This window comes from Mesorhizobium sp. B2-3-10 (genome assembly GCF_006442275.1).
In the GTDB taxonomy this organism is placed as follows: domain Bacteria; phylum Pseudomonadota; class Alphaproteobacteria; order Rhizobiales; family Rhizobiaceae; genus Mesorhizobium; species Mesorhizobium australicum.
The window spans coordinates 158,992-184,063 of record NZ_VFVT01000004.1; the positions used below are offsets into that span (position 1 = coordinate 158,992).

At 61.0% G+C, this 25,072-nt stretch carries 25 protein-coding genes; 12 read left to right on the forward strand and 13 right to left on the reverse strand.

The window, feature by feature from the left end; genetic code table 11:
* Positions 1-5: 5 nt before the first annotated feature.
* From FJ943_RS13465 to argE, 6 genes are all read right to left on the reverse strand, one after another.
* Positions 6-1,463 (reverse strand): NAD-dependent succinate-semialdehyde dehydrogenase, encoded by a 1,458-nt coding sequence (locus tag FJ943_RS13465; protein ID WP_140663695.1) that lies wholly within the window; start codon positions 1,461-1,463, stop codon positions 6-8.
* 17 nt (positions 1,464-1,480) lie between these two features.
* Positions 1,481-2,524 (reverse strand): tartrate dehydrogenase, encoded by a 1,044-nt coding sequence (locus FJ943_RS13470; RefSeq protein WP_140663693.1) that lies wholly within the window; start codon positions 2,522-2,524, stop codon positions 1,481-1,483.
* Between the two features lie 10 nt (positions 2,525-2,534).
* On the reverse strand, positions 2,535-3,998 hold the full coding sequence (locus FJ943_RS13475; RefSeq protein ID WP_140722096.1) for an aldehyde dehydrogenase: 1,464 nt from the start codon (positions 3,996-3,998) through the stop codon (positions 2,535-2,537).
* A 147-nt stretch (positions 3,999-4,145) separates the two neighbouring features.
* A complete protein-coding gene (locus tag FJ943_RS13480; RefSeq protein WP_140664006.1) occupies positions 4,146-4,499 on the reverse strand; it encodes a cupin domain-containing protein in 354 nt (117 codons plus the stop codon).
* 23 nt (positions 4,500-4,522) lie between these two features.
* The gene (locus tag FJ943_RS13485; protein WP_140663689.1) at positions 4,523-5,446 is read right to left on the reverse strand and encodes a glyoxylate/hydroxypyruvate reductase A; all 924 of its coding nucleotides are present in this window, start codon (positions 5,444-5,446) and stop codon (positions 4,523-4,525) included.
* A gap of 12 nt (positions 5,447-5,458) precedes the next feature.
* Positions 5,459-6,583 (reverse strand): acetylornithine deacetylase, encoded by a 1,125-nt coding sequence (gene argE / locus FJ943_RS13490; RefSeq protein ID WP_140663687.1) that lies wholly within the window; start codon positions 6,581-6,583, stop codon positions 5,459-5,461.
* 240 nt (positions 6,584-6,823) lie between these two features.
* Here argE and FJ943_RS13495 point away from each other — a divergent pair, with 240 nt between their 5' ends.
* Both FJ943_RS13495 and FJ943_RS13500 read left to right on the forward strand, forming a co-directional pair.
* Positions 6,824-7,726 (forward strand): GNAT family N-acetyltransferase, encoded by a 903-nt coding sequence (locus tag FJ943_RS13495; RefSeq protein WP_140722098.1) that lies wholly within the window; start codon positions 6,824-6,826, stop codon positions 7,724-7,726.
* 341 nt (positions 7,727-8,067) lie between these two features.
* Positions 8,068-9,018 carry an IS1595 family transposase gene (locus FJ943_RS13500; protein WP_140722100.1) on the forward strand — a complete coding sequence of 317 codons (951 nt, stop codon included), beginning with the start codon at positions 8,068-8,070 and terminating at the stop codon, positions 9,016-9,018.
* A 249-nt stretch (positions 9,019-9,267) separates the two neighbouring features.
* On the opposite strand, the gene FJ943_RS13505 is transcribed toward FJ943_RS13500, so the two are convergent.
* Positions 9,268-9,993, reverse strand: a complete 726-nt coding sequence (locus tag FJ943_RS13505; RefSeq protein WP_140722102.1) for a DUF3800 domain-containing protein — start codon at positions 9,991-9,993, stop codon at positions 9,268-9,270.
* Positions 9,994-9,999: 6 nt separating this feature from the next.
* Between FJ943_RS13505 and FJ943_RS13510 the strand changes: the two genes are divergently transcribed.
* Both FJ943_RS13510 and FJ943_RS13515 read left to right on the forward strand, forming a co-directional pair.
* On the forward strand, positions 10,000-10,185 hold the full coding sequence (locus FJ943_RS13510) for a hypothetical protein (protein ID WP_140722104.1): 186 nt from the start codon (positions 10,000-10,002) through the stop codon (positions 10,183-10,185).
* A gap of 78 nt (positions 10,186-10,263) precedes the next feature.
* Positions 10,264-10,569 carry a hypothetical protein gene (locus FJ943_RS13515; protein ID WP_140722106.1) on the forward strand — a complete coding sequence of 102 codons (306 nt, stop codon included), beginning with the start codon at positions 10,264-10,266 and terminating at the stop codon, positions 10,567-10,569.
* Here FJ943_RS13515 and FJ943_RS13520 read toward each other — a convergent pair whose 3' ends face one another.
* The 3 genes from FJ943_RS13520 to FJ943_RS30240 all read right to left on the reverse strand — a co-directional run bounded on the left by FJ943_RS13520 (position 10,570) and on the right by FJ943_RS30240 (position 12,520).
* Positions 10,570-11,163 (reverse strand): hypothetical protein, encoded by a 594-nt coding sequence (locus tag FJ943_RS13520; protein ID WP_140722108.1) that lies wholly within the window; start codon positions 11,161-11,163, stop codon positions 10,570-10,572.
* 303 nt (positions 11,164-11,466) lie between these two features.
* Positions 11,467-11,610: a hypothetical protein gene (locus FJ943_RS29620; RefSeq protein WP_181174550.1), complete on the reverse strand. Its 144-nt coding sequence runs from the start codon at positions 11,608-11,610 to the stop codon at positions 11,467-11,469.
* A gap of 514 nt (positions 11,611-12,124) precedes the next feature.
* Positions 12,125-12,520, reverse strand: coding sequence for a LysR substrate-binding domain-containing protein (locus FJ943_RS30240; RefSeq protein WP_140663683.1), 396 nt, complete (start codon positions 12,518-12,520; stop codon positions 12,125-12,127).
* A gap of 948 nt (positions 12,521-13,468) precedes the next feature.
* Here FJ943_RS30240 and FJ943_RS13540 point away from each other — a divergent pair.
* The 4 genes from FJ943_RS13540 to FJ943_RS13560 all read left to right on the forward strand — a co-directional run bounded on the left by FJ943_RS13540 (position 13,469) and on the right by FJ943_RS13560 (position 17,294).
* On the forward strand, positions 13,469-13,672 hold the full coding sequence (locus FJ943_RS13540; protein ID WP_140663680.1) for a hypothetical protein: 204 nt from the start codon (positions 13,469-13,471) through the stop codon (positions 13,670-13,672).
* 848 nt (positions 13,673-14,520) lie between these two features.
* A complete protein-coding gene (locus tag FJ943_RS13545) occupies positions 14,521-14,721 on the forward strand; it encodes a DUF768 domain-containing protein (RefSeq protein WP_181177914.1) in 201 nt (66 codons plus the stop codon).
* Between the two features lie 80 nt (positions 14,722-14,801).
* Positions 14,802-15,050, forward strand: a complete 249-nt coding sequence (locus tag FJ943_RS13550; RefSeq protein ID WP_140722111.1) for a hypothetical protein — start codon at positions 14,802-14,804, stop codon at positions 15,048-15,050.
* Positions 15,051-16,775: 1,725 nt separating this feature from the next.
* Positions 16,776-17,294, forward strand: a complete 519-nt coding sequence (locus FJ943_RS13560) for a TMEM175 family protein (protein ID WP_246671869.1) — start codon at positions 16,776-16,778, stop codon at positions 17,292-17,294.
* 651 nt (positions 17,295-17,945) lie between these two features.
* Here the strand turns inward: FJ943_RS13560 and FJ943_RS13570 are convergent.
* A complete protein-coding gene (locus FJ943_RS13570) occupies positions 17,946-19,418 on the reverse strand; it encodes a protein adenylyltransferase SelO (RefSeq protein WP_140722628.1) in 1,473 nt (490 codons plus the stop codon).
* A gap of 741 nt (positions 19,419-20,159) precedes the next feature.
* On the opposite strand from FJ943_RS13570, the gene FJ943_RS13575 reads away from it, so the two are divergent.
* Entirely contained in the window at positions 20,160-20,747 is a 588-nt protein-coding gene (locus tag FJ943_RS13575) for a phage minor head protein (protein ID WP_210242406.1), read from the forward strand.
* 662 nt (positions 20,748-21,409) lie between these two features.
* On the opposite strand, the gene FJ943_RS13580 is transcribed toward FJ943_RS13575, so the two are convergent.
* Positions 21,410-21,721: a HigA family addiction module antitoxin gene (locus tag FJ943_RS13580; protein WP_140663673.1), complete on the reverse strand. Its 312-nt coding sequence runs from the start codon at positions 21,719-21,721 to the stop codon at positions 21,410-21,412.
* Positions 21,721-21,999, reverse strand: coding sequence for a type II toxin-antitoxin system RelE/ParE family toxin (locus FJ943_RS13585; protein ID WP_140663671.1), 279 nt, complete (start codon positions 21,997-21,999; stop codon positions 21,721-21,723). Before FJ943_RS13585 ends, FJ943_RS13580 begins: the two co-directional genes overlap by 1 nt.
* Before the next feature lie 353 nt (positions 22,000-22,352).
* Here FJ943_RS13585 and FJ943_RS13595 point away from each other — a divergent pair, with 353 nt between their 5' ends.
* The 3 genes from FJ943_RS13595 to FJ943_RS13605 all read left to right on the forward strand — a co-directional run bounded on the left by FJ943_RS13595 (position 22,353) and on the right by FJ943_RS13605 (position 25,067).
* Complete coding sequence (locus tag FJ943_RS13595) at positions 22,353-23,318, forward strand: DUF2213 domain-containing protein (protein WP_224720452.1); 966 nt, start codon at positions 22,353-22,355, stop codon at positions 23,316-23,318.
* Entirely contained in the window at positions 23,288-24,028 is a 741-nt protein-coding gene (locus tag FJ943_RS13600; RefSeq protein ID WP_140722117.1) for a hypothetical protein, read from the forward strand. Before FJ943_RS13595 ends, FJ943_RS13600 begins: the two co-directional genes overlap by 31 nt.
* Before the next feature lie 73 nt (positions 24,029-24,101).
* Positions 24,102-25,067, forward strand: coding sequence for a hypothetical protein (locus FJ943_RS13605; protein WP_140722120.1), 966 nt, complete (start codon positions 24,102-24,104; stop codon positions 25,065-25,067).
* Positions 25,068-25,072 lie beyond the last annotated feature (5 nt).

The window sequence follows — 25,072 nt, forward strand, 5'->3', positions numbered from 1 at the left end:
TTGCCTCAGCTGAGCCCGCCGATGTGAAAGCTCTTCATCTCGAGATACTCCTCGATGCCGGCCTGCGCGCCCTCTCGCCCGAGGCCGGACAGCTTGACGCCGCCGAAAGGGGCGACCTCGATCGAAACCGAGCCGGTGTTCAACCCCACCATGCCGAACTCCAACGCCTCGCCGACGCGCCAGGCGCGTTTCAGGTTTTCGGTGTAGAAGTAGGAAGCAAGCCCGTAGGGCGTGCCGTTGGCCAGCGCGATCGCCTCCTCTTCCGTCTCGAACCGGAAAAGCGGCGCGACCGGGCCGAACGTTTCCTCACCGGCAAGCTGCATCTCTTTCGTGGCGCCGGTCAGCACCAGCGGCGCGACATATTGAGGACCGTCGGGCAATGCCGGCTTCTCGGTGATGATCGCAGCACCCTTGGCGAGCGCGTCCTCGACGTGGCGGTTTATCTTCTCGACCGCTGCCATGTTGATCATCGGCCCGATGGCGACGCCGGGCTGCGTGCCCGGTCCGACCGTCATGGCGTTGACGCGGGCGCATAGCTTGGCGGCGAAGGCTTCATAGACGCCGGACTGGACGAGGATGCGGTTGGCGCAGACGCAGGTTTGGCCGCCGTTTCTGAACTTCGAGACGAGTGCACCCTCGATGGCGAGGTCGAGATCGGCGTCGTCGAAGACGATGAAGGGCGCGTTGCCGCCGAGTTCGAGGCTGAGCCGCTTCACGCTGTCGGCGGCCCCGCGCATCAGCAGCGAGCCGACCCGCGTCGAGCCGGTGAAGGAGATCTTGCGGACGGCCTCGTTCGCCATGATTTCTTTGCCGATCTCCGTGGGCATGCCGGTGACGATGTTGATGACGCCGGCGGGGATGCCGGCGCGTTCGGCAAGCACGCCGAGCGCCAGCGCCGAATAGGGCGTGAACTCGGATGGCTTGATCACCACCGTGCAGCCGGCGGCCAGTGCCGGCGCGACCTTGCGGGTGATCATCGCATTGGGGAAGTTCCACGGCGTAATGATGCCGCAAACGCCAACCGGTTCTTTCAGCACGATGATGCGGCGGTCGGAGGTGGGTGAGGGGATGGTGTGGCCATTGATGCGGCGCGCTTCCTCCGCGAACCATTTGACGAAGGACGCACCGTAACGGATCTCGCCTTTGGCTTCGTCCAGCGATTTGCCCTGTTCCGTCGTCAGGATCAGCGCGAGATCGTCCAGATGCGCAAGCATCAGGCCATGCCATGCCTCCAGCAGCGTAGCACGCTCGGCGTTGGTTTTCTTCTTCCAGTCCCCATAGGCGGCAGCCGCGCCCTCTATGGCCGCATGCGTTTCCGGACCGGCCATGTCGGGCACCGTGCCGATCGCCACCTGGGTTGCCGGATCGATGACGTCGACCGTCCTGCCGGAGCCGGCAGCAACCCATTCGCCGCCGATCAGGCCGGCTTCGCGGAAGAGGCCTTTGTCTCTGAGGTTTTTCATCGGATACGACCTTGCAATCACGTGAGCGCGGCGACGACGGCGGCCGTGATGGCCTCCGTCCGGTCCTTGCCGGGAATGGTGCCTATGCCTCTGGCGGTTGCAGCCTCGACCCCCTTGATGACGCGGTCGGCCGCTGCCTTTTCACCGAGATGATCGAGCATCATGGCGCCGGACCAGATGGCGGCGACCGGATTGGCGATGCCGAGATGGGCAATGTCGGGCGCCGAGCCGTGCACCGGCTCGAACATGGATGGTGCCGAGCGGCCGGGATTGATGTTGGCGCAGGCGGCATAGCCGAGCCCGCCCTGGATTGCCGCGCCGATGTCGGTGAGGATATCGCCGAACAGGTTGGAGGCAACGACCACGTCGAGACTCTCCGGCGCCATGATCATGCGCGCGGCAAGCGCGTCGACATGATAGCTGGTGACTTCGATATTAGGATAGTCCGCGGCCAGCTTTCGCGTGATCTCGTCCCAGAACACCATCGAGTATTTCTGCGCGTTGGACTTGGTGACGGAGGCAAGTTTGCCTCGCCTTGCCCGCGCCTGCTCGAAGCCGAAGCGCAGGATGCGCTCGACGCCGGCGCGGGTGAAGATCGAGGTCTCCACGGCGACCTCGTCCAGCGTGCCTTGATGCACGCGCCCGCCGGCACCAGAATATTCACCTTCGGTATTCTCGCGGATGCACAATATGTCGAAGTTCTCCGCCCGCAGCGGTCCCGTGACGCCCGGCAGCAGGCGATGCGGCCGGATGTTGGCGTACTGCACGAACGCCTTGCGGATCGGCAGCAGCAGACCGTGTAGCGAGACGGAATCCGGCACTTCCGCCGGCCAGCCGACCGCGCCGAGCAGGATGGCGTCGAAGCCGCGCAAGGTCTCGATGCCGTCCTGCGGCATCATGCGGCCGGTATCCTTGAAGAATTTGCAGGACCAGGGGAACTCGGTTCCGGTCAGCGCAAAGCCGAAGTTTCCGGCCACCGTTTCCAGCACCGTCCAGGCGGCGGCGGTCACATCGCTGCCGATGCCGTCACCGGGAATCAGGGCAATCGAATAGGACTTCATCGGCATCTCTCTAGAGGCTGATCAGGACGCTCTTGGTCCTGCGGTTGGCGAGATAGGCCTCGCGGCCGAGATCCTTGCCGATGCCGGAGCGCTTGTAGCCTCCGGTCGGCAGGATATGGTCGCGCGAGCGGCTGTAGCGATTGACCCAGACGGTGCCCGCCTCAAGCTTGCGCGCCAAGCGGATCGTGCGGGACAGGTCGGAAGTGAACAGGCCGGAAGCCAGCCCGTAGGTTGGATGGCTGGACAGCGCCAGCGCCTCTTCCTCCGTCTCGAAGGTCTGAATGGTCAGGACCGGGCCGAAGATTTCCTCGACAATCGCCGGATTGGCCTGGTCGACATCGGCGATCAGCGTCGGCTGGTAGAAATAGCCGGGGCTGTCCATGACGCCGCCACCGGTCAGGCATTCGCCGCCGGCGTCGATCGCGGCCCGCACGATGCAGTCGACACGCGCCCGCTGCCGCTCCGAGATAACAGGCGAATATTGCGTTGCCTCGTCCCAGGTCGGGCCGGGGCGCACAGCCTTCATCCTCTCCAGGATCGCGGCCGCCAGCCTGTCGGCCACGCTCCTCTCGACGATCAGGCGTGTGCCGGCGACGCAGGCCTGGCCGGCATTGAAAGTGACGCTGCCGGCGACGGCCGTTGCCGCCTTGTCCAGATCGGCATCGGCAAAGACGATCTGCGGGCTCTTGCCGCCGAGTTCCAGCGTCATCGGCTTGACGCCGGTGCGGGCCACGTTCTCCATGATTGCCGATCCGGCGCGGGTCGAGCCGGTGAAGCTGATCTTGGCGATATCGAGATGGCCGGTCAGCGCCGTGCCGGTCGTCGGACCGTCTCCCAGCACCACGTTTATGAGCCCTGCCGGCAGGCCCGCTTTGACGGCGAGTTGCGCCATGTAGACTGCCGAAAAGGGCGTCATCTCCGATGGCTTCAGCACGACCGCATTGCCCGCGGCCAATGCCGGACCGAGCTTCCATCCGGCCATCGAGATGGGAAAATTCCAGGGCGTGATCGCGCCGACCACGCCATAGGGCTCGCTCATGATCATGCCGAGAGTGGCGTCGTCGGTCGGCACGAGCTCGCTGCCTTCCTTGTCGGCGAATTCGGCAAAGAAACGGATCTGCTCGGCGGTTATCGCGATGTCGCCGGCGACGAGCTGGCCGACAGGCCGGGTGGAGCACAGCGCCTCGATCCTGGCCAGCGTTTCGGCTTCCGCTTCGATCAGGTCGGCCCAGGCCTGGAGTGCCTTCGTCCGTTCGCGCGGCCGAACGCCGCCCCAGTTGCTGGACTTCAGCGCCGCGTTGGCGCTTTCAACGGCACGGTCGACCATGTCGACGCCGGCCACCGGGCAAGCGGCATATGCCTTGCCGTCCGACGGTCGGTGCATCTCGATCGCACCCTCGGCCGCGATCAGTTCCCCGCCAATGAAATGGCCGACGGGAAGGGAGACGGTATCCGGGTCGAAGCTCAGGCCCATGGCACCCACTCTGGAATATTCTGCAGGAGCCTAGCGCGGGCTCTGGCGCAGCATGCACCGTTCGACGATCGGTCGCGGATGATTGTTGTGTGCCGGCGATGACAGACGGCAAAATCTGTTGCGGAGGCCGGCGCCCTCGCGCTCCCGCTACCCCACGGTTACGTAGATCTTGCGGACCGTTTCGATGGTCTTCCAAATGCCGGTGAAGCCAGGTTTCATCACGAAGCTGTCGCCGGCGCGGTAGGTCACCGTTTTGCCGCCGTCGGGCGTGATTTCGATCACGCCGGAGAGGATGTGGCAGAACTCGAAAGTCTCGCCCTTGATCGAGCGCGTTTGGCCAGGCGTCGCCTCCCAGACGCCGGTATGGACGAGGTCGCCCTTGGCGACATCCTGAGCCCAGGTCTTGAAGGCGGGGTTGCCGGAAATCAGCCGTTCGGGCAGCGCCCCGGATTCGCGCGGCTGGAAGGCAGGGCTGGTATCGACGGTCTTGAGCAGGGACAAGGGATAGCCTTTCATGTTGAAATTCAATAGCCGCGCGACCGGTCGACGAGCCCGATGGGGTCAAGACCGGCGCGGTAACGCTTGATGTTTTCGACAACGGCCTGTGCGGCGCTGGCGGGCTGGGTGACGCTGGCGACATGCGGGGTCAGAATGATCTTCGGATGCGACCAGAACGGATGGCCCGCCGGCAGCGGTTCGGGATCGGTGACGTCGATCATCGCCGCCGAAATGTGGCCGCTGTCGAGTGCGGCGACAAGGGCTTCCTGGTCGAGCTGCGGCCCCCGGCCGGTGTGGACGAGCGCCGCGCCCTCGGGCAGTTTCGCAAACAGGCCGGCATCGAGGAAACTCCGCGTCTCCTCGGTCAGCGGCAGCAGGCAGATCAAAATGTCGCTGGCCGCAAGCATCTCGTTCAATCCGGGCTCGCCATGATGACAGGTCACGCCCTCGATCCGCCGCGGCGAGCGGCTCCATCCTGCAAGCGGGAAGCCGAAGGGCTTCAGGCGATCGAGGACGGCTTGGCCAAGCTGCCCGAGGCCGAGCACGCCAACCCGACGCGACCCGGCCTGCGGCTGCGCGATATCGGCCCATTCGCGGGCGCGCTGCTGCGCCAGATATCCAGGCAGGTTGCGGTGGAGCCCGAGCACGGCAAGCGTCACATATTCCTGCATCATGCGTACGATGCCTTGCTCGATCATGCGCACGATCTTCACCTTCGCAGGCACCGCATCGAGGCGAAACTGGTCGACGCCGGCGCCGATGGAGAACAGGATTTCCAGGTTCCTGTAGCGGGCGAGATTATCCGGCACGGTCCAACTGATCAGGTAACGCACGGTGTCGGGATTGACCGTTGCGGCATTCATCGTCAAGGGGACGTCCGGCAGGTCTCTCGCGAAGGCATCGGCGAAGACCGCCCCGCGGCGCGCATCGGAATTGAACAGGAATGTCATTCCAGTTCCCTTTCAAGCCGCGCAGCGGGCGCCCAGCGCTTCGATCAATCGCTGGCAGGCGGCAAGTTCGCTGGCAAGGATGTATTCGTCCGGCTTGTGGGCGCGGTCGATGTCGCCGGGGCCGCAGATGATCGCATCGAGCCCGGCGGCCTGGTAAAGTCCGGCCTCCGTACCGTAGCTGACGGCGGCAAGCGGCACCTCGCCGGTCAAGGCGTGCAGCAGTCCAGCGAGTGGCGCGTCCGGCGGCAGCGACATCGCCGGATAGGCGCTCATCGGACTCCACTCGGTGCGAAAGCCATCCGCCGCGAGAGCCTCTGCGCGTGCCCTCACAGGCGCCAGCAGGCTCGCCGGGTCGACGCCAGGTATGGCGCGTGCCTCCAGGTCCAGCGTGCAGGTGTCGGGGATGATGTTGACCTGATGTCCGCCCGCGACGACGCCAGCTTGCAGCGAGGAGTAGGATGGCTCGAAGGCAGGGTCGAATGGACCGTGCGTCAGCCGTTCAGCCTCGTTCACGGCCGCGCCCAGCACAGCGGCCATGGCATGGATGGCGTTGAGGCCGAGATCGGGTCTTGAGGAATGCCCCGCACGTCCCTTGATGGATACGCGGGCGGCTGCCTTGCCCTTGTGGCCGCGCACGGCGCGCATGCCGCTCGGCTCGCCGACGATGACGCCGAGCGGCTTGGCGCAAAGTTCGGGAAGGCGGGCGATCAAATGCGGCACGCCGCGACATCCCACTTCCTCGTCATAGGAGAAGGCGAGGTGGATGGGCCTGGCAAGGCGCAGTCCCGCAAGCCTGGGAGCGGCCGCGAGTGCTGCGGCAAGAAACCCCTTCATGTCCGTGGTGCCTCGTCCGTAGAGCCGTTCGCCCTCCTTGCGCAGCGCGAAAGGGCTCGAGCTCCATTGCGGCTCGCTGGCAGGAACAACGTCCATGTGGCCGGACAGTATGTAGCCCGGGTTATCGGCAGGGCCGATCGTCGCGAAAAGATTGGAACGATCGCCTTCCGGACCTGGAAGCACGGTGACCTGGATTCCCTGTTCCGCGAGATAGGCCTCGATCCAGCCGGCGACGTCGCCGTTCGGCCTGCCGGCGACCGATGGAAAGGCGACGAGACGATCGAGGATGTCGAAGACGTCCATTCCAGCCCTCAAAGCGTTTCGGATTGGCCGGGATCGGTGCCGTCGACCATATGCTGCCAGATTTCCAAAGAGGATGCCTGCGTTCTTTCGCGATTGCGTGCCGAAAGCTGAAATGTTTCAGTTGAATCTTGCGTTGCTGCGCGGCTTTCGAGCAAATCGTATCGGTCTGCTCGTTTAGCGTTGGCGGCAGAGGGTGGCCATCGGTGCGTGGCGCTCTGGTTGCGGAAATCTTGCAGGGGCATGGAATTGAAGCCGTCCGGAAGCTTGAAAATCGATACCTTCTCGATGCGGATTGGCGACATCGAAGACGTCGAACTGGACCGTTTGCACGCGCTCTCGCTCTCCGTGGGGTGGCCGCATCGCGCCGAGGATTGGCAATTCGTGCGTGAGTCGGGGCAGGGGTTGGTGGCGCTCGATGAGATCGGCCGGGTTCTCGGCTCGGCCATGTGGTTCGCCCATGGTACCGATTTCGCCACCGTGGGCATGGTCATCACCTCACCGCGACTCCAGACGCTGGGGGCGGGGCAATGGTTGATGAAGCGGGTCTTCGACAAGGTCGTCGGCCGCGACTTGCGCCTCAACGCAACGCGCGCGGCAAGGCGGCTCTATCTCTCGCTCGACTTCCAGCCGGAGAAGACCGTTTATCAATGCCAGGGCATCGTCCGTGCGCAGACGGCAGTTGGGCAGGAAAATACCCGCGGCGAAGTCCGGAGTTTAGTCGAAAATGATATTCCCGCCGTGATCGCGCTCGACGCGGCAGGGTTTGGCGTGAGGCGGGCGGCGCTCATCGAGAAGCTTTTCGCACACTCGGCCGGCTATGGTCTTTTCAAGGGCGATAAGCTGAACGCATTCGCGCTCTGCCGGCCGTTCGGACGGGGCCATGTCGTGGGGCCGGTCGTGGCGGAAAGCGACGCCGACGCCGTGGCGATCGTCCGGCCGCACGTGGCCGACCATGCGGGGTCTTTCCTGCGTATCGACACCCACATGGACAATGGCGAGTTCGCTGCCTTTCTGTCGCACAGCGGAATGCCAGTTTTCGACACGGTGCTCACCATGTCGCTGGGCAAACACCTCTCCGATTTTGGCATCGACGGCGCAGTTGCACCGGTGACCTATGCCCTCGCCAGTCAAACTTTTGGGTAATTCAGTCTCCCCCGAACCGTGCACTTAGGGACTCGTGTCCAGCGAACGGCGAGCGCTACAGGGAGCCGCTCATCGCATAAACCGAACCAAAGGCGAGCGATCACTGACGAGTTTGGAAAGTGCGGGCAGGAGCTAATGCACGAAGCCGGTTGATGCCGCCGGATCAGGAAAACCGACTGGGGCCGTGCACCTCAAGTGCGAGCTTACGATTGGGCCTGAGCCGCGCGAATGGCATTGTGGCAGCGACACATGAATGGCCGCACCTACAGGTCGGATATATGGCGATTATCCGGTTGACAAACCCAACCTGATTACGTAGGGTAAGGACATAGGAGATTTCCATGTCCGTTCTGTCCCGCCCCGAATTCCACGACGAAGCCAAGGCTTTCGAGCATGTGGAGTCGATACTGTGGCCCAACGGTCCGGTGTGCCCGAAGTGCGGTAGCGTTGATCGCCACTACGCATTGAAGGGCGTTCGCACCAAGCCCTCCAAAAAGAACCCGCACGGCGTCGAGCGTCATGGCCTGTACAAGTGCAGCGCTTGCCGCTCGCAGTTCACCGTCCGTATGGGTTCGATCTTTGAGGAAAGCCATTTGCCGCTGACCAAGTGGCTACAGGCTATCCACCTTATGTGCGCGTCCAAGAAGGGTATCAGCGCCCACCAGATGCACCGCATACTCGAATGCACCTATGAGGCCGCTTGGTTCCTGTGCCATCGCATTCGCCTTGCAATGGCGTCTGGCGACCTGTCCCCGCTTGGTGGCAATGGCAAGACCGTTGAAGCTGACGAGACGTATATCGGTCGCTTGAAGGATACCCCGGTAAAGGCCGGCACTTCTCACAAGAACACTGTCGTTACGCTTGTTGAGCGCGGTGGTCGCGCCCGTTCCTTCCATGTCGATACCGCCCGCATTGGCACCGTTATGCCTATCGTTCGCGCCAACATCGCCAAGGAAAGCGCGTTGATGACGGACGAGGCTGGCATGTATCGCCGCGTGGGCCAGGAATTCGCTTCGCACGATGTCGTCACGCATTCCAAGGATGAATATGTCCGCTACGAAGGCGCAAAGACCATCCACACCAACACCGTGGAAGGCTTCTATTCGATCTTCAAGCGCGGCATGAAGGGCGTCTATCAGCATTGCGGCGAGCAGCACTTGCACCGCTACCTTGCCGAATTCGATTTCCGCTATTCAAACCGTATCGCCATGGGCGTTGATGACGGCACTCGCGCATTCATCGCCTTGAAGGGTGCCGCCGGTAAGCGCCTCACCTATCGCAGACCTGATTGACGCGAAGCGAACACACTTCCGAAAGCCGGTGCAGTTGGAATTGCCGCTCTGGCGCTACGCGAGGGTGCGACCGAAGCGGAAACGCAAAAGCGATTCATAAACAAAGGGTTAGCAGAAAATAACCTAAGCTTCTGATTTTACTTGCTTTTCCCTATCTTGAACCCTATATTTTGCTCTGCGGTAATCGATCCGGTTGTAGTGGCCGGGGTAGGTTCTGCTTAGAGGCCAAGGCAACCCCTTGGCCTCTCTTCATCTGATAATCCCGTGCGGGTCTCTCAAATTGCATTCGCGGACCAACGTACCGTCCAGTTGCTCGAACGACTTGTGGATTCCATAGCGCTTGGTTTTTGGTGTAGGGCGCTCTTTTCTCAGTAGGCCATAAGCCACAAAATCGCATTGCTGTATGAAATAGCTGCGCGCTGAACTCTTGAATTGTGGATCCTCGATTATGCGATCCAAAGTAATGTTTCTGGTGAGTGCCCCGGTGTCATCCCATATGCCACGGTTGCTGGGTATCGGATTGAACACCCTCATTCGACGAACCATTTTCGTGTAATGCTCTTCCTTGCCTTCGTCGCAAATGAGATGCGCGTAAGAGCCCCAAGAGTGCATGGTTCGGTTTATCCGGTTCAAGAGCCTTTCGAATGCCCAGTCTTGTCTATCGTTGTTCAGGCATACGTTGAAAACGCGAGCATCGAAGCCCAGCAGCCATTCGGTGACCGCAAACGAGGTATGAAAAATTTGTGCGCGCTTGTGGCGACTAATGGTATTTAGAGTGCCGAGGGAGCCACGCCCCGAGAGGAATTGGTTGGCGTGAAGCTCGTATGTAGTGGAAATCCCGTGCGTCGTGCGCAGATGCGTCCGCCATTGCTTTAGGCCAAGAAATGTTTCGTTCCACCGACTCACAGGAACGGCTATCGCAGAGAAAATGTGCGTCGGGCGTTCACTTGAATCATCAATGTAAATGAAGTGCATCCTGAGATGTCAAAAACCAATCCCCCAAAGAGTCAACTGGACAAATTCCGCGAAGCAGCGCGCGAACTGAAAACCGATCAGTCCGACGCGGCGTTCGATGCCGTGCTGGACAAGATCGCGCGCGCACCGAAACTCACCAACGAGCAGATAAAGGAACTGGTGCGACGTAAGCGCGAGCAAGAAAAACCCTGATCAGCCCAGCGCTGCGTCTGTTGACTCTTTATCGGTGCGCCGTATTGTCCCCTCCATTACTTCGGGAGGGTTTAAGGCATGACAACAGAACGGCGGCTTTCAGAGATTGTGGAAGATATCTTGGTTGAGCGTCCAAATGGTGAAGCGCCGATAGCTGCGCTCATCCATGAGATACCAAGCCGAATTGCTCTTACGGCAGGTGACTATCAAGGTTCCGCGACGAGGCCCAATGAAGCTATTTGGGAACAACGTGTACGCAACATCACGTCGCACAAGGGTTCCAGTAGAAACTTCATCTATCGGGGTTTTCTAGAGCAGATAGACGGCGGACTTCGGATAACTGCCGCCGGTAGGGTTCATCAGCAGGCCCGTCACGCCATATAGCTACCGATACTTGGCCTTGTAGCCGGGCTGGAACCACTTCAATTCGGTCTTTGCGGGGGAGCTTTTATCCCAGACGAACCACGCGTAGGCGGTGGTGCCGCTACCGGCTTGCACGGCTCCGGCTGGGTAGAATGTGATCCGTTCGCTGAAGACCCACACGCGCGCTGGCGGGCTTTCGGCGAAGATCGTGTTTGCCCGATTTGCCCCCTCCAGAAACGCGAGCCTAAGAAGCAGCGCGAATTTGTTGCGGGCCAGTTTGACGCCAGACCGTACGAAGCTTTCTGCGCTGTTATAGGGCGGGTTCGTCACGATGTTGTCGGCGCGCATCTTGGCAATGTTGAAGTCGATGCCAGCCTCACCAAAGCCACGGTTGTATAAATCCGAACTGCGCACCGGGTTGCCCCTTGTCTCTAGCACCCGGGACATAGCGCCGTCGCCGCAGGCGCTTTCCCATATCTCTCCGGTGAACGTCTCGTTTTCCATGAGGGCATGGGTGGCCCAGGCAGGCGTTGGGAAATAGTCAGGCCCGGCGAGATCGGCAAACCTTTTCATCGTTGGCTTAAAGCCGCCGTTGAGATTGTAGGTAGCATCCATATGATTCGCCCTCCGTTAAGGGAGAAATCATAACAGAATCATAAGGTTAAATAAGAGTTAACGGGTGCGACGGATTGACTCAGATTGTCGGCCTGCCATCCCCTACGGCTGGGTAGCGCCGATAGGCGTAGTTGCGTGATAGCTAATGTGCCTATAAATTAATCTGTGCGGAAGGAACATCAATTCCACCGCAGTGGCCGGCGCGGAACCGCATCCCTAAATGCCGCCCCCGCGCCGGCCATTCCGCTACGGCTGGATACATGCCTTAAGCCCCCAATGCATCACCCAGCACTGGGGGCTTTTCTATGGATGGCTATCGTCCGGCTCTCCGGTGATCTGGCTAACCGCCGCATCCGAAAGCTTGTGAACCGCCAGCTGTTGAATGAACCATTGGGCATGTTCGCCCCATTCGGCAGGCGAGACGTTGTTTTCGCGGACAGACTTCATGAATGCCTCACGAAGCTCGTCTAGATCGAAGATGGAAATGTCCCTACCAGGCATATACGGGAATATGACGGCCAAAGCCGGGGCTTCAAGGGGAGCGATAGCAAATCAGTTAATGCCGGCCTGTCATGATTATATTCCTATTCCACCTTGGGTTTGTCAACCGGATAATCGCCGGATATATGCCCGCACGAATCAGGAACTGCAAAAGCCGAACGAACCCCTAGCCAACGGAGAGCCGTACGTCAGACGGTTCTACAATTCGCCATCGACTGGGGTTTTTGGAAGCTTTTCGAACTTTTTTGGGTCACGTCTCAGCCCGAGTTGCGCGCGCTTATGGACAAAGCGGGACACTAGGTTCGGCATTTGGACAGTTTGGGAGGCATCACTTCCGGGACATATGCCTTCCTGATAGCGCGTCAGCACGAACCCTGATACGCGCCCCAAACGGGACATCCCCCGAGGGTGCTGCCAACCCCTCGTTCCTTTGCTGCACATTTGAGCAGCTGATGTGTTTTTACGAAAAGTGCTCTTCCAGATAGACGCGGAACTCCCGCTCCAACTGATCTTGGAGGAGGGACGGCATATGCGTGCGGCTGCGGGTTAAGTAGACATGGCAGGCCACGTAGGGAAGGAACGGCTTGATGGCGAGCGTTCCGCTGACCTTGTCGAGGATGGAGACGCCAAGCCGCTCAGCCACGAGAGCACAAGCGGCGTCGCTATAATGAGCCTCGAAGCGCACCTCGACGCGAACTCCCGCGTTCTCGAGGCTGCGGTCGATGGCTTGGCGCGAGCCGTCCTCGCGTCCAAGTGCGATGAAGCTTCGATCGCGGATATCAGCAGCTTCGATCGCATCCTTCTCGCTCAAGGGATGTCCCGTCGGCAGTACGCAGACCGAAGCCGTCTCAAAGATGAGAGCAGGTGGTCGCCGGGTCGACCACCGGCATTGTCATCAAGCCAATGTCGAGTTGCTTGCTGGCAGCGAGCTCAGCGATCCGTACGGAAGCTTCCGGCTCCAGCGACAGCCGCAGCTTGGGGTGGCATCGGGCGAACGTCCCGACAAAGCGGGGTAGCACATAACTGGCTAGCGCCGGGTAAGCGCCAACGATTAGCCGACCCGCCTCCAACTGCTGGATGTCCGCCGCCATCCGCCGCAAGTGCAGCACCGCGATGGCAGCTTGGCCGACTGACTCGCACCCATCATGGATTTCCGTCCTCGCTGGATTTCCGTTTAGGAAATTCGATCACCTTCGCCTCAGGCTCCAGCGGTTCATGACCAGGCCGCTCATGCCAGAAGATTGCCGCAGATCGCGTTGATCGACCCGCTGACCGCAATGCGGGCAGAAGTGAAGATGCTCATCGAGGTGCTGCTCTCCGTGCAGTTTGCCGGGAATCGGAGGGCCAAGTCGGCTAGCTTTGTCATGCGGCCCGCAACATCCGCCATGCTAAATGTTCCGGAACTATTTTAGCTAATGCTTATTGAGTTGACGGTTGCCGGAGTGAGTTGATGCGCCTGAAGTTCATTATGCAAGGTGATGGAACCTATAGTGGCTCCCAAAACGTTTGCTCGGGCGCAGCGGGAGCTTCGTTCGCAACGGATCTATCCCTTGCAGGAAGCGGACATGCTGAAGAAGCTGAAGCGGCTCTTCCGATCTAAAAAGAAGCTCTCACAAGATACTATCAACGAGTGCCGCTACACACCATCCTCGCATGCTATTCCGCGCACTTCGGCAGCCTCCTGACCGCCTACAGGGCCGTTGGTTTTGAGTGCCCGCCAACTGGCCTACGGGGCAAATACTACTCAGATGATGAACTTCTAGACGGCGTCCGCCGACTGCATGCCGAATTTGGATTCGTCACGATGGCTTTGATCAACGCTGCCAGCGGCCTGCCGAAATGCAAGGTTTTCACGAAGCGCTTCGGCTCGATTGTGAATGCGTACGGGCTTGCTGGGTTCCCTACGACGAAGAGCGAGATGATCGCAGCGGCGCGGCAGCGAGCAAGCGCTAGACGTGAGAATAACAAGGTTGCCGCAGTATCGGCAGCAAAAGCGCGGCACCCCTAGGAGACTATATTGTCACGTGCACAAAGCAATTGAAACGGCTCCTTTGAGCGCACGCCTAAGACTCGAAGCGACCCGACAGATTTCGCGCAGTCGTCGAGCGTGCATCCGCGCAGAGGGCGCCACAAACGCCGAAGACAACGAACCCCCCCTGGGGAAAGGCGGCGGGCTCTTTCAAGGGCTGCGGAACATCTGGCTGCGACCATGGTTCGGGAGCTGGCCGCACCACTCCCGCGGCCTTCCCAAGTGGCTTGCCCGCTGGCTCCGGCCGGCGGGCTTTTTGCGTTCAAGCCAGCAGAGGCGATTCTTGTCGGCGATACAGGCCGGCACCTCTGAGGGCGATTAAGTGGCGCTACCCCAGCCGCAGGCAAAACGGAGAGGCACTGATATGGTGCACAGATCTAGGCTATGGACGCGGCGGGGCGGTTGGCGTCTTCCTCGGCCATATCTTGTACATGATTTTCAACGGTGACCTGCGCAGCATCGTAGCACGCGCCGGGATGTATATCGCGATCGGGATATGCATCGTTCTGCTTATTGAACGCGGTTTTAGGCGGTGGGACACCAAGCAGCTAGCCTCCACCATGGACGCTACCCAGCCGTGGGGGCATGGCTAGTCCCTGTTGTTCTAGTATGAGTCCAGAATGGAGATTAAAGAGCATCCGTCGCCTTGTCCATCCAAGATCAGATATTGAAGCGGGAGGGGGAGTGGGCGGCCGACAGAGCAGGACGAGCTGCTGCTTGAAAGCTTACTCGAAAATCTGAAATCCGCGCAGGCCGCTCTTCGGCGACTGGAAGGATAAGCGGAACCTAATGTCTCCGGGCGGCTTATGCCCCGATGAGCACTCGCGGTGCCAATTTCCTCGACCGGTGGATGGCAGAGCATCTGCCAAACGGACGATCCGATCGCGGCGAGCGACCTCGCCAGCGAGGCGATGCGAGCGGCCGAGCGCGACGGCATCGACCCGGTGGAGATCACCGACGAGGTCGGCAGCGTCTTCGAAGTCATTCTGCAGGCGATGCAGCACCGTGATGGCAGCTTGGCCGATTGACGATAGGGCTTGCCAACTATTCAAAGAAGGGGAATATAATCCTCCCTGTTGCGGCGAACCCCCTAAAACGGAGTTTGCCAATGGCTAGGTCCAAACCATCAAAACAGCTTTCCCAGGCTGAAATCGAGCGCTTTCTGATGGCGGCGGAAGCGCTGCACAAAAGCATCATAAAGCCGTTTATATCGCCACACTGCGACCATTACCGCGCGACGCGCACCCTGCATGATGCGCTGTTGAAGTCCGTGCGGGAAGCGACGCGCAAGGAAGTCGAGTTCATCCAGTGGAATGCCACCGGGCCTGTGCGGCCTGCGCTTTCCTCAAGCGATTGATGTGGACGGCCCAGTTGCCGGGTTGACCTGTTTCCACCGCGCCCGCGGCTCCGGAGCACTCCCGGATCGAGGCACACGGACCGGGACTGATGGCAAACTAATTTAGCCGTGGAACACATATCAGACTGCGGGTTCGGGCGCGGGCCGCCTACTTCAGCCTTCCCAAGTGACTGCCCGCTGGCTCTGGCTGGCGGGCTTTTTCAGCCGGCCTCGCATGTACAATCATAACTGGCTGGCATGCTATTTTTTGCCCAGAAGGAGTTCGCTTCGCGAACTAGCGAACTCCACTCTCTTCCCAGAAAAAGGACAAGCTCTATGGCTTGCTCCTCGCTAATCCCGGTCTCTCGGATAAGCCTTTCGATAAGGCTGGCCTGCGGCGGCTTCTCACTGTCCCCTGCATCGTCGCGTCCCCGTTTCGGCGCGGTCAACGATTAACATTTGATGATGGTTCCCAATAAGGATTGAAATTTATCGCGAGACGTCGCTCAACAGTCAGCGAGAGTGCGTTGGAATCGATCAGCTCGTTCCCGTATCCGCCCGAGCAAGGTGTGAGCTGCGCGATGAAGAAAAACATACGCGAAGCCCGTTCTGACCAAGCGTGAACGTTTGTCCGCTACGGCCCGAACTTATTCATCGATCACGGTCACACCGGACCGACCGGCTAACGGAAAAGGTCTAGCGTTACCACCCGCCCGCTGCCTGTCTGGTGGCGAGCTTTCTTATTGATACTTGTCCCCACAACTCGAACTGCTCAGTAGGGCAAGTCGGCGTACTGATATGTGGATACTCGCCCGCTCCGCTCGTCTGTCACTTCAAGGAAATACTCACCCCATCTGTGAAGCGTCAGCGGGCGCCCTGTAGCCTGCTCGGCGGCTCTGAAAGAGGTGCTGGCCTCGACGTGATACTCGGCAAGCATTCGCCCCGACAAGATTTCTCGCACCTGATAGGCCACGGTCGCCCAACATTCGAATCATCCATTAGAGCAGTCTAACATTTGCTTTCGGTCGCCCGGCTTGGTACGGGTGGCTTTTTGCCGCGACACTTCTAACCTGACCGCGGGCTCCCAACGGCGGCCTTTTTTGCTTTGCGGGAACAGCTTGGTTCAATGCAAGTTTGGGCCAACGCAGCGCACTCCGACGTCCCTCCGCGCTGCTGGCCAAGGGCAAACTTGGTCGGCCCGCGCTTTTCTGCCGAGGGGCGCGGGCTTGCCTCGCAGGCTGGACGCGCTGTGCGCTTGTTGCTCAAACCGAGCGCGGCAACTGGCAATCTTGGTCGCAGATCGAGCTTGCCAGCGTCGAGGCGCTTGAGGGCCTCACTCGGCTGATCAGAAACAACAACCATGTCCTGATCTCTTGCGGCTTTGACAAAGGCTGCGAACGCGACGGATTGCCGGCAGGTTTCTGCCTGGGCCTCCTCAAGCAAGCGCAGTGCCTGTCGATAAGGCTGGACCGGAGCGCATATTGTGATCGGGGCTGAATTTCGGACTGACCACTACCCGATCACCAGCTCGGCGGCCGCCACAAAGAAAGAACCACGACCGCAACCTTGATAATCAGCATGCGACTGTCTCGTGTCATTGCGGATCGAGATACCACGACGAAGGACCGGGCAAAATTGCCAGCCGCGCAACTAGAGTAATGGCGGCGAGGGGGGTCCTTGGGCCAATGAAGCCGGGGTGTCTATTGAGCAGCGACTGGAATGGGTTAGCATTAGCTCAGGAATAAAATGGGGACGCACGTGATACCTTCACCTGGCCTGGAAAGGCTGAACGCATTTTCCGATGGCGTGTTCGCCGTACTGATCACAGTTCTAGTTTTGGACCTGCGCCCGCCGGAAGTGCCGACGCTCGAAGCCCTTTTGGCATCATGGGAAACCTGGCTTAGCTACGGTGTAAGCTATCTCTTCATTGCGATTGTCTGGGCGAACCACCATCATCTCTTGCGCTACGCGAAAGAGAGCACGGCATCCTTAATGTGGTACAATTTCGCGCACCTGTTCTCAGTCTCGCTGCTCCCCCTGGCCACGGCATGGATGGCCGTAAGCGAGTTGGCACCGCAGCCGGTCGCCTTCTATGCGACCGTGTTCTTCCTGGTTAACCTGACATATCTATTGTTGATCCGCGAACTCATTGATCCGTTGCCAGAGGAGGAGGTGTCACCACAAGTGCAGCGGGTCATGCAGCCTTTTTGGGCTCGCCGCTATCTTGGCATTGAGCTACCCAATCGTCGGACTGGGGATCTGTAGTTGTTGCCTGGCAGTCTATCTCAGGCCCCAGGCTCGGGGGTGACAAGGGACTGCCTGAATCTCGCGGGGCCATCGCGACGACCTTTTGTGCGGCGTGGCGGCGGCGCCGGATCAAGTCCAACTCGAAAAGCCCGCCACCTTGCGGCATGGAGAGGTTCTGGAGGGTGCTGGATCAACAGTAAAGGCTCAACTTGCCGGCGCCTGTTTCGATGCGATCAAGCTGGCGGCGTTCGCGACTGGGGCCGCGCGATAGCTCTCGGGCGCTGCGTCGGCCTCCATCACTCCTTTACAATCTTTGCCGGAACCCGCTTGCAACTTTGCAGCCGCCAAAAGAATGCTATCCGGTACCGGATCGGGAGGATCGGCCTTTCCATGGCCTGCGGCTAATTGCCGAAAGATTGAAAGACCTAAATCTCTTTCATCACCCTCGCTGCCCGCACGAGCGATGACCAGTCAGCGCCCATGGCTGCGACAAGGTCACGAGCATCTTCGTCGGATATTCCGGTGTGGTCTACTAGCTTCCGTGCCAGCAATTCGAATGCTAATTCTATAATTGTCACAGTTCGCATCCTTCCGAGAGTAGTAGCCACCACGATAGCGTGCGAAAAGCGCTCCCGCATTTGCACATGTTAGACCTCCATCATGAATGTCTCATGTGCCGCAGAATGTCTGTAGGACGCGTTCATCCGGGCGTGGCGGGTCAGCATAGCCTTCCATTTCTGGCTGCTCATCGAAGGGATGGCTCACGACCCTCAGAATCTCATCGAAGGGTGTGAAGTCGCCGCCCAGCGCCGCTTGTATCATCGCCTCAAGGCGATGGTTGCGAGGGATGAATTTGGGATTGACGGCATGCATGACCGCCCGTCGCGTAACAGTGTCGGCTGCTTCACTTGCGATCCGCTCGCGCCACCGCACCGACCAGGCGTCGAATGCGGCTGGATCCCTAAACAGCTCCCGGGCCGTGCCCTGACCTTCCGAGGCGTCGAGGTCGTCGCCCAGGCGTCGGAAGCCGAGCGTAAAGTCGGCTTCGCCGCGAGCCAGCACATCGAGGAAATCAGCCGCGAGCTGCAGGTCGGCCTCCGCCTCGGTCAGCAATCCGAGTTTTCTGCGGAACCCGCGCTGCAACACAGCCTCATAGGAGGGCTGGAACGACCTCAGCACTTCTTCGGCTTCTGCGACAGCTTCATTCTCATCCGTGCTCATGAGCGGCAGCAGCGTCTCGGCAAGGCGCGCAAGGTTCCATGTGGCGATGCGAGGCTGGTTGGCATAGGCGTAGCGGCCGACGCGGTCGATCGAGCTGAACACCGAGCCGGGGTCATAGGCGTCCATGAAGGCGCATGGGCCATAGTCGATGGTCTCGCCCGAGATCGCCATGTTGTCGGTGTTCATGACGCCGTGGATGAAGCCGACAAGCATCCAGCGCGCCACCAGATCCGCTTGTGCTGTGACCACGGCGTCCAGCAAAGCGCGGTACCGCCGTGCTTGCCCTAACAAGTGCGGGAAATGACGCTCAATGGCATAGTCAGCGAGGATCTTGAGCCCCTCGGTGTCGTGGCGCGCGGCGAAATATTGGAAGGTGCCGATCCGGATATGGCTTGCCGCCACTCGTGTCAGCACGGCGCCGGGCAGCCGGACCTCGCGATGCACGGGGTCGCCGGTGAGCACCGCCGCCAAGGTTCGCGTCGTCGGGATGCCCAGCGCCGCCATCGCTTCGCTGACCACATACTCACGTAGGACAGGACCCAGTGCGGCGCGGCCGTCACCGTTGCGCGAGAACCGCGTCGGCCCCGATCCCTTCAGCTGTATGTCGCGGCGGATGCCGTTGACGTCCACCACTTCGCCAAGCAGGAGGGCGCGACCGTCGCCGAGCTGAGGCACGAAATTACCGAACTGGTGGCCCGCATAGGCCAAGGCGACTGGCTGCAGGCCTTCCGGAAATCTGCTGCCGGCAAGCATCTCCACTCCGTCCGGGCTGGTGAACTGGTCGGCGTCGAGCCCTAGTTCCTCGGCGAGGGGTCGGTTGAAGCGGATCAGCCGAGGTTCGGACACCGGCTGCGGACCTGTTTGCGCGAAGAAGCGCTCGGGCAATTGTGCATAGCTGTTGCGCAGGGCGGGAAGCTGCATCTGGGTGCCTCGGGATTGTTCAGCAGTGGCAGGCAAGGTCACGGCGAGCTGGCTCTCAAGTGAAGGGGCCGGTCGGCCCCGTTCGGGGGGCATTCGTTGATATAGGGACGCAACGTCGCTGGTGCCATCGAATCCTCGGCTCGGCACCGGATAAGAGTTGGAATCAGACCCGGCCCTTAACAACCCGAGGCGAGGCCTGGGACCAGCATGCCCCAACACGGTCGCAGCAACCCGAACATCCCGCCGAGCAGCTGAGAGCCAATGTTTCAAAGTCCAGGCCACCGTCCAATGATCGCATTCTCAACGCATTGTCGTACCGCGCCTCGAGCGGTCCCAGTCGGCGCGATCGGTTGCCGAAGGCACGTGAGATGGTGGTGGTAAGCGAACTCGGGCGCATCGGTTTGAGGTACCGGTCTGCGAGATCACGGTTTGAGTTCCAACCTCTTCGAAATGCTCAAAGCACAGGCGCCCGACGATCACGAGATCGCCGAGACGCTGAGGGATCGCGATGTCCAGCCTGCAAAGCCGACGGACCGCAAAGCGCAACGAAAAGGTGCTTCGCCCCGTCCGACCCAACGCCGGGATTGAAGCCGCCTACAGGGGCAAGGTGACCGCGCTGATCGAGGCCATGAGCCAGAGCGTGATCTACTGGCTGAAAGCCTCCTACCGGGCCAATACGCCCCGTATGGCGCGGACGAGACGCCGGCGGATGCGCTGCGCCGATCGATCCGCAAACTCGCTGTGCAGTGGACCAAGCGCTTCGACGTGGCTTCGTTGCAGCTGGGCGACTATTTCGCGCTCTCGGTGGAAAAGCGATCGAGCCAGGCGCTCCGCAAGATCCTTCGCGATGGCGGCATCTCGGTCGAATTCAAGATGACGGCAGCGATGCGCGACGTTGTCGACGCGACGGTCCACGCCAACGTGTCGCTGATCAAGTCGATCCCGTCGCAGTATTTCGACCAGGTCGAAGGCGCGGTCATGCGGTCGGTGCAGACCGGCCGCGATCTTGCCGGCCTAGTGGCTGAGCTGGAGCGCTACTCGGGCATTACGAAGCGGCGCGCGGCCTTCATCGCGCTCGACCAGAACAACAAGGCGACGGCGGCCTTCAATACCGCACGCCAGTTGGAACTCGGCATCGACGAAGCCGAATGGCACCACAGCGGCGGCGGGAAAGAACCTCGCCCCACGCACGTTGCGGCTGGCCGTAAAAAGGTCCGCTACAAGATTTCGACTGGCTGGTACGACCCAGCGGTCAAACGCTTCATCCGACCAGGTGAGGAGCCGGGTTGCCGCTGTGTCGGGAAGCCAGTCATCAAGGGGTTTTCGTGACCTACAAAAAGGTCTGCCCAAGTTCCGCAAGGTCGTCAGCGAACATTTAAGGTGTGCGCGAATGTCTTCCATCACCGTGACGACGGCAGAGCGCCGGTCAAGCATCAGCTCGACATCTTCGAAAGCGCCCACAGCATCAAGCGCGTCCAGCGGATGTTCGATCTCGTCCGATAACTGTTCGAGGGTGTCGTAGTGCACCGCTGTCATCGGGTCGAAGAGCGGCCTGGCCTCGGTGATGAGGACAGAGTTCAACTTGCCTCGGATGTCTACTTTCCAATCTCGAGCCCGCTGAACGAGTCTCGCATTGGACGCCATCACCGTTTCCGGTCCAGCGTCAGCGAGAAGCTCATCAACTTCGGCCAAGTACGTCATGTCGAAGAAGTCGCCGGCCAGATAAGCTGCACGGGCGGCACTCGCTCGGTCTGCCCGCAGCGTTAACCGTTGAGTGTCGTTGTGGCGGCGTCCCTGCTCACGGTCCAGCTTCATAGCCGCACGCACAGACCACGCCGCAGCAGCAATGGCCAGAACGCCGGTCGCGAGTGTTTCCCATTGAATTCGCTGGTTCACCATCGCCGGCGCCAGCAACGCACCGAGACAGAACCCGCCTGTCCCTGCCGCTAGAAAAATTGCCAGACGGTCCAACCGATCGGTTGCCATGCGCCTCACGCCGCGGTCAGCGTCGGGATCGCCTCGATCTCGGCGCTGAGCGCCCTCTCGGCCTGTTCCAGATCATAGTTGCGCTGGAGGTTGAGCCAGAGCACCGGACCGTTGCCAACCAGCTTGCCGAGGCGCAACGCCATGGGGACCGTGACGGGCTGCTTTTCGTCCAGGATGTCGTAGAGCGTGCGCCGGGAAATGCCGAGCAGCTTGGCGATCTCGGTCTTCGACTTGTCGAGCGCCGGGATGACGTCCTCGCGCAGAAGCTCTCCGGGATGCATCGCGGGCAGGCCGCGCTTGATGGGTGCCGTGTTCATCAGTGGTAATCCTCTAGTTCTACCTCGATAACGTCTTCGCCGTCAAAACCGAAGGTGATGCGCCAATTTCCGTTCACTCGAACAGAATAGCGCCCCTTCTGATCGCCCGAAAGGCCGTGGAAGCGATAGCCGGGAAGGTCCATGTCTTCCGGCTTTGAGGCTGCTTCCAAGGCCCGAAGGATGCGGGCGACACGCTTGTCGTCTTGCACGCTGAGACCGCGCGGACTGCCGGTCTCGAAGAAGCGTTGCAGGGCTTTGTTTCGGAAAGACTTGAGCATGTTTGTAAGGTAACGCCTCACACATTCCAAGTCAACAAGTTTGTGAGGCGCGGCCTTACATTACAGGAAATTGATCTGATGTCCACGCTCGGCATTCCGAAGCCTATCGGCGATGAGTTCGTCGGCAAGGACAGTGCCGGCCAAGCCGCCTCGCTGATGTTGGTCGCGCCCGATGGCGATGTCCTGGTGCTGCGCCGCTCGTCGACCGACACCAACTGGCCCGGCCATTGGTGCTGGCCCGGCGGCAAGTCTGAGGAAGGCGAAACGCCGCTCCAGACGGCCACGCGCGAGACGGGAGAGGAAGCGACAGGGCCCGAGATGTTCCTGGAGGCCGGCCCCGCGAAACTGCTGGAGTGCGCCCTACGCCACAAGGCTGGCTGCACTACACGTATGCGCAGCCGGTGGTCGAGAAGTTCCAGCCCAGGCTGTCAGCGGAGCACTCCGGATATGCCTGGGCCCCTCTGGGCTCGCTGCCTGAGCCGGTGCATCCGGGCCTGCGCGACATGCTGGGCGAGCGTCTTGGCATCGCCGCAGACATGGCTCCCGAGGCGTGGGATCAGCTGCGCTCCAACTTCGTGAAATGGACGAAGGACGAGGGCATCGCAGCCGCCGATTGCCCGCTTTGCGGTGGCACCGGTGAACTCGCCGGTCCTGGGATCGTCTGCGACGAATGCGAGGGTACCGGCGTTGCGCGGCCGAAGCAGGCCAACGACGCACTGGCGATGGATCGCAACAGCGTGCGCGTGTTCGACCAGGACGGTCATCTGCGCGTCGAGATGACGCCGATCTCCAAGGCCAACGTTTGCCCCTATTACGGCCGCGAGATCCCGGCTTTCGAAGCGCTGGGGCTGGATCCCGAGCGGGTCTTCCGCCTCTATCGCAATGCGGAGGAGCTGGCCAAGGCCGCCCCGTCCTTCGTCGGCAAGCCGCTCTTGCTCAAGCACATTCCAGTCAGCGCCAAGGAACACCCGCGCGAAGCCGTTGTCGGGGCTCTGGGCGATGCCGTCGAGTTCCATGCGCCGTACCTCATGGCGCCGCTCAGCATCTGGGATGGCGCTGCAATCGCGCTGATCGAATCGGATCGGCAGAAAGAACTATCGAGCAGCTATCGCTACCGGGCCGACATGACGCCCGGCACGCTGGCTGGAGAATCCTACGACGGCGTGATGCGGGACATTTCCGCCAATCACGTCGCCTTGGTTGAGGAAGGCCGCGCCGGGCCTGATGTTGTGGTCGGCGACAGCAAACAGGAGATCAACACGATGAAGAAAACAGCTCTGCTTCGCGCATGGCGTCCGTCGCCCACGGCGCGATCCTAGCCCACGTCATGCCCAAGCTGGCCGCCGATCAGAAGATCGATCTGCGCCCGGTTCTGGCCGACATCACCGCCAAAAATTTCAAGGCCAAGCGGCCCGCCATCATCGAGGCGGTCGGCAAGGCGACCCAGGGCAAGCTGGCCGCTGACGCCAAGCTCGACGATCTCGAGGCGCTCCTGGTCGCGCTCGACGGGGTCGAGGTGAAGGAAGCCAACGACGAAGAGGACGAGGACGACGAAGAGGCCAAGAAGAAAAAGGCCGAAGACGACGCCGTCGAGGAAGAGGACAAAAAGAAGAAAGCCGCTGAAGACGCGGAGAAGGACGATGACGACGACGATGACAAGGTCGACAAGAAGGCCATGGACACGGCGATCGCCGCTGCGGTTTCGGCTGCTGTCGATCGCGCCAAGCGCGAGGCCCGCGAAGAGTCCGCCCAGGTTCGCGCTGCGGAAGAGGCCGTGCGCCCCTACATCGGTAAGCTCGCCATGGCTCACGACAGCGCCGATGCCGTCTATCGCACCGCGCTCACGTCGCTAGGCGTCAATATCGACGGAGTTCATCCCTCGGCACTGCCGGCCATCCTTAAGGCCCAGCCTCTGCCTGGCGCCGGCCAGGCGCAGCAGCCTGCCCGTGTCGCCATGGACGCTGCAGGCGTCAGCTTGTTCCACGAGATGTTCCCGGCAGCCAAGTCCCACATTGTCAGGTCGCTCTAAGCGAGCGGCCTAAATGCCAGAAACCCCCTTCGAGCCGGCCAACATGCCGGCTGCTTTTTGAGGAGAACCGCCCATGTCTGGCTTTCAGACGCAGGTCGCCTACAATCCCGCCCCCGCCGTTGAGGGCGACTTCGCTTCCACCAACCCCCGCAGCACGATCCTGGCCGCCGCTGGCGCGCTGGTATGCGGTGCGCTGGGCGCGATCGTCGGCCGCTTTGCCTGGCTGAACTATGCCCAGCTCGACAGCGACAATGCGCCGGCCGTGGTCAATACCTTTGGTACCGGGCCCGTCGCCGGCTTCGTGCACCGCGAGCAGCAGGGCCTGATCGAGGTCTACCTGCAGGAATCGACCATGCTGGTTCCGGCCGGCTTCCCCATCACCGTCTTCAACGAAGGCGACTTCTGGGTGAAGAACTCCGGCGCCACCCCGGCACTGTACGGCCAGAAGGTCTATGCCAACTATGCCGATGGCAGGTCTACGGCCGCTCCGACCGGCACGCCGAATGGCGCAACCACCTCGGCAGGCTCGATCGCCGCCGCAACCAGCGGCTTTGTCGCTTCGATCGTCGGCAACGTGCTAACTGTCTCCGCTCTCAACTCCGGCACGATCTACTCAGGCACCACCATCTCCGGTACCGACGTGGCGAACGGCACCAAGATCGTGCAGCAGCTCACCAGCGCCGAAATCGACGGCTCACTGGGCAAGACCGGCACCTATGCGGTGTCGATCCCTGACCAGAATGTCGACCCGGGCACCGTGATTGCGGGCACCTATGGCGTGTTCACGGCTGGCGGCAACGTCGTTGGCGTCTTCGGCAACGGCGACACGCTCACTGGCGCCGGCATCACCGCCGTCACCACGCTCACCCAGCAGCTCACCGGCCCTACCGGCGGAGTCGGAACATATGCCGTGGACGTCAACACCGTCGTCAATGCTGCGGCTCTCACCGCAGCCACCAACGTCGAGACCAAGTGGACCGTGCGTTCATTTGCCCAACCGGGCGAGCTGATGAAAATCACTTCCTGGCCGCAGGGCTAAACCCT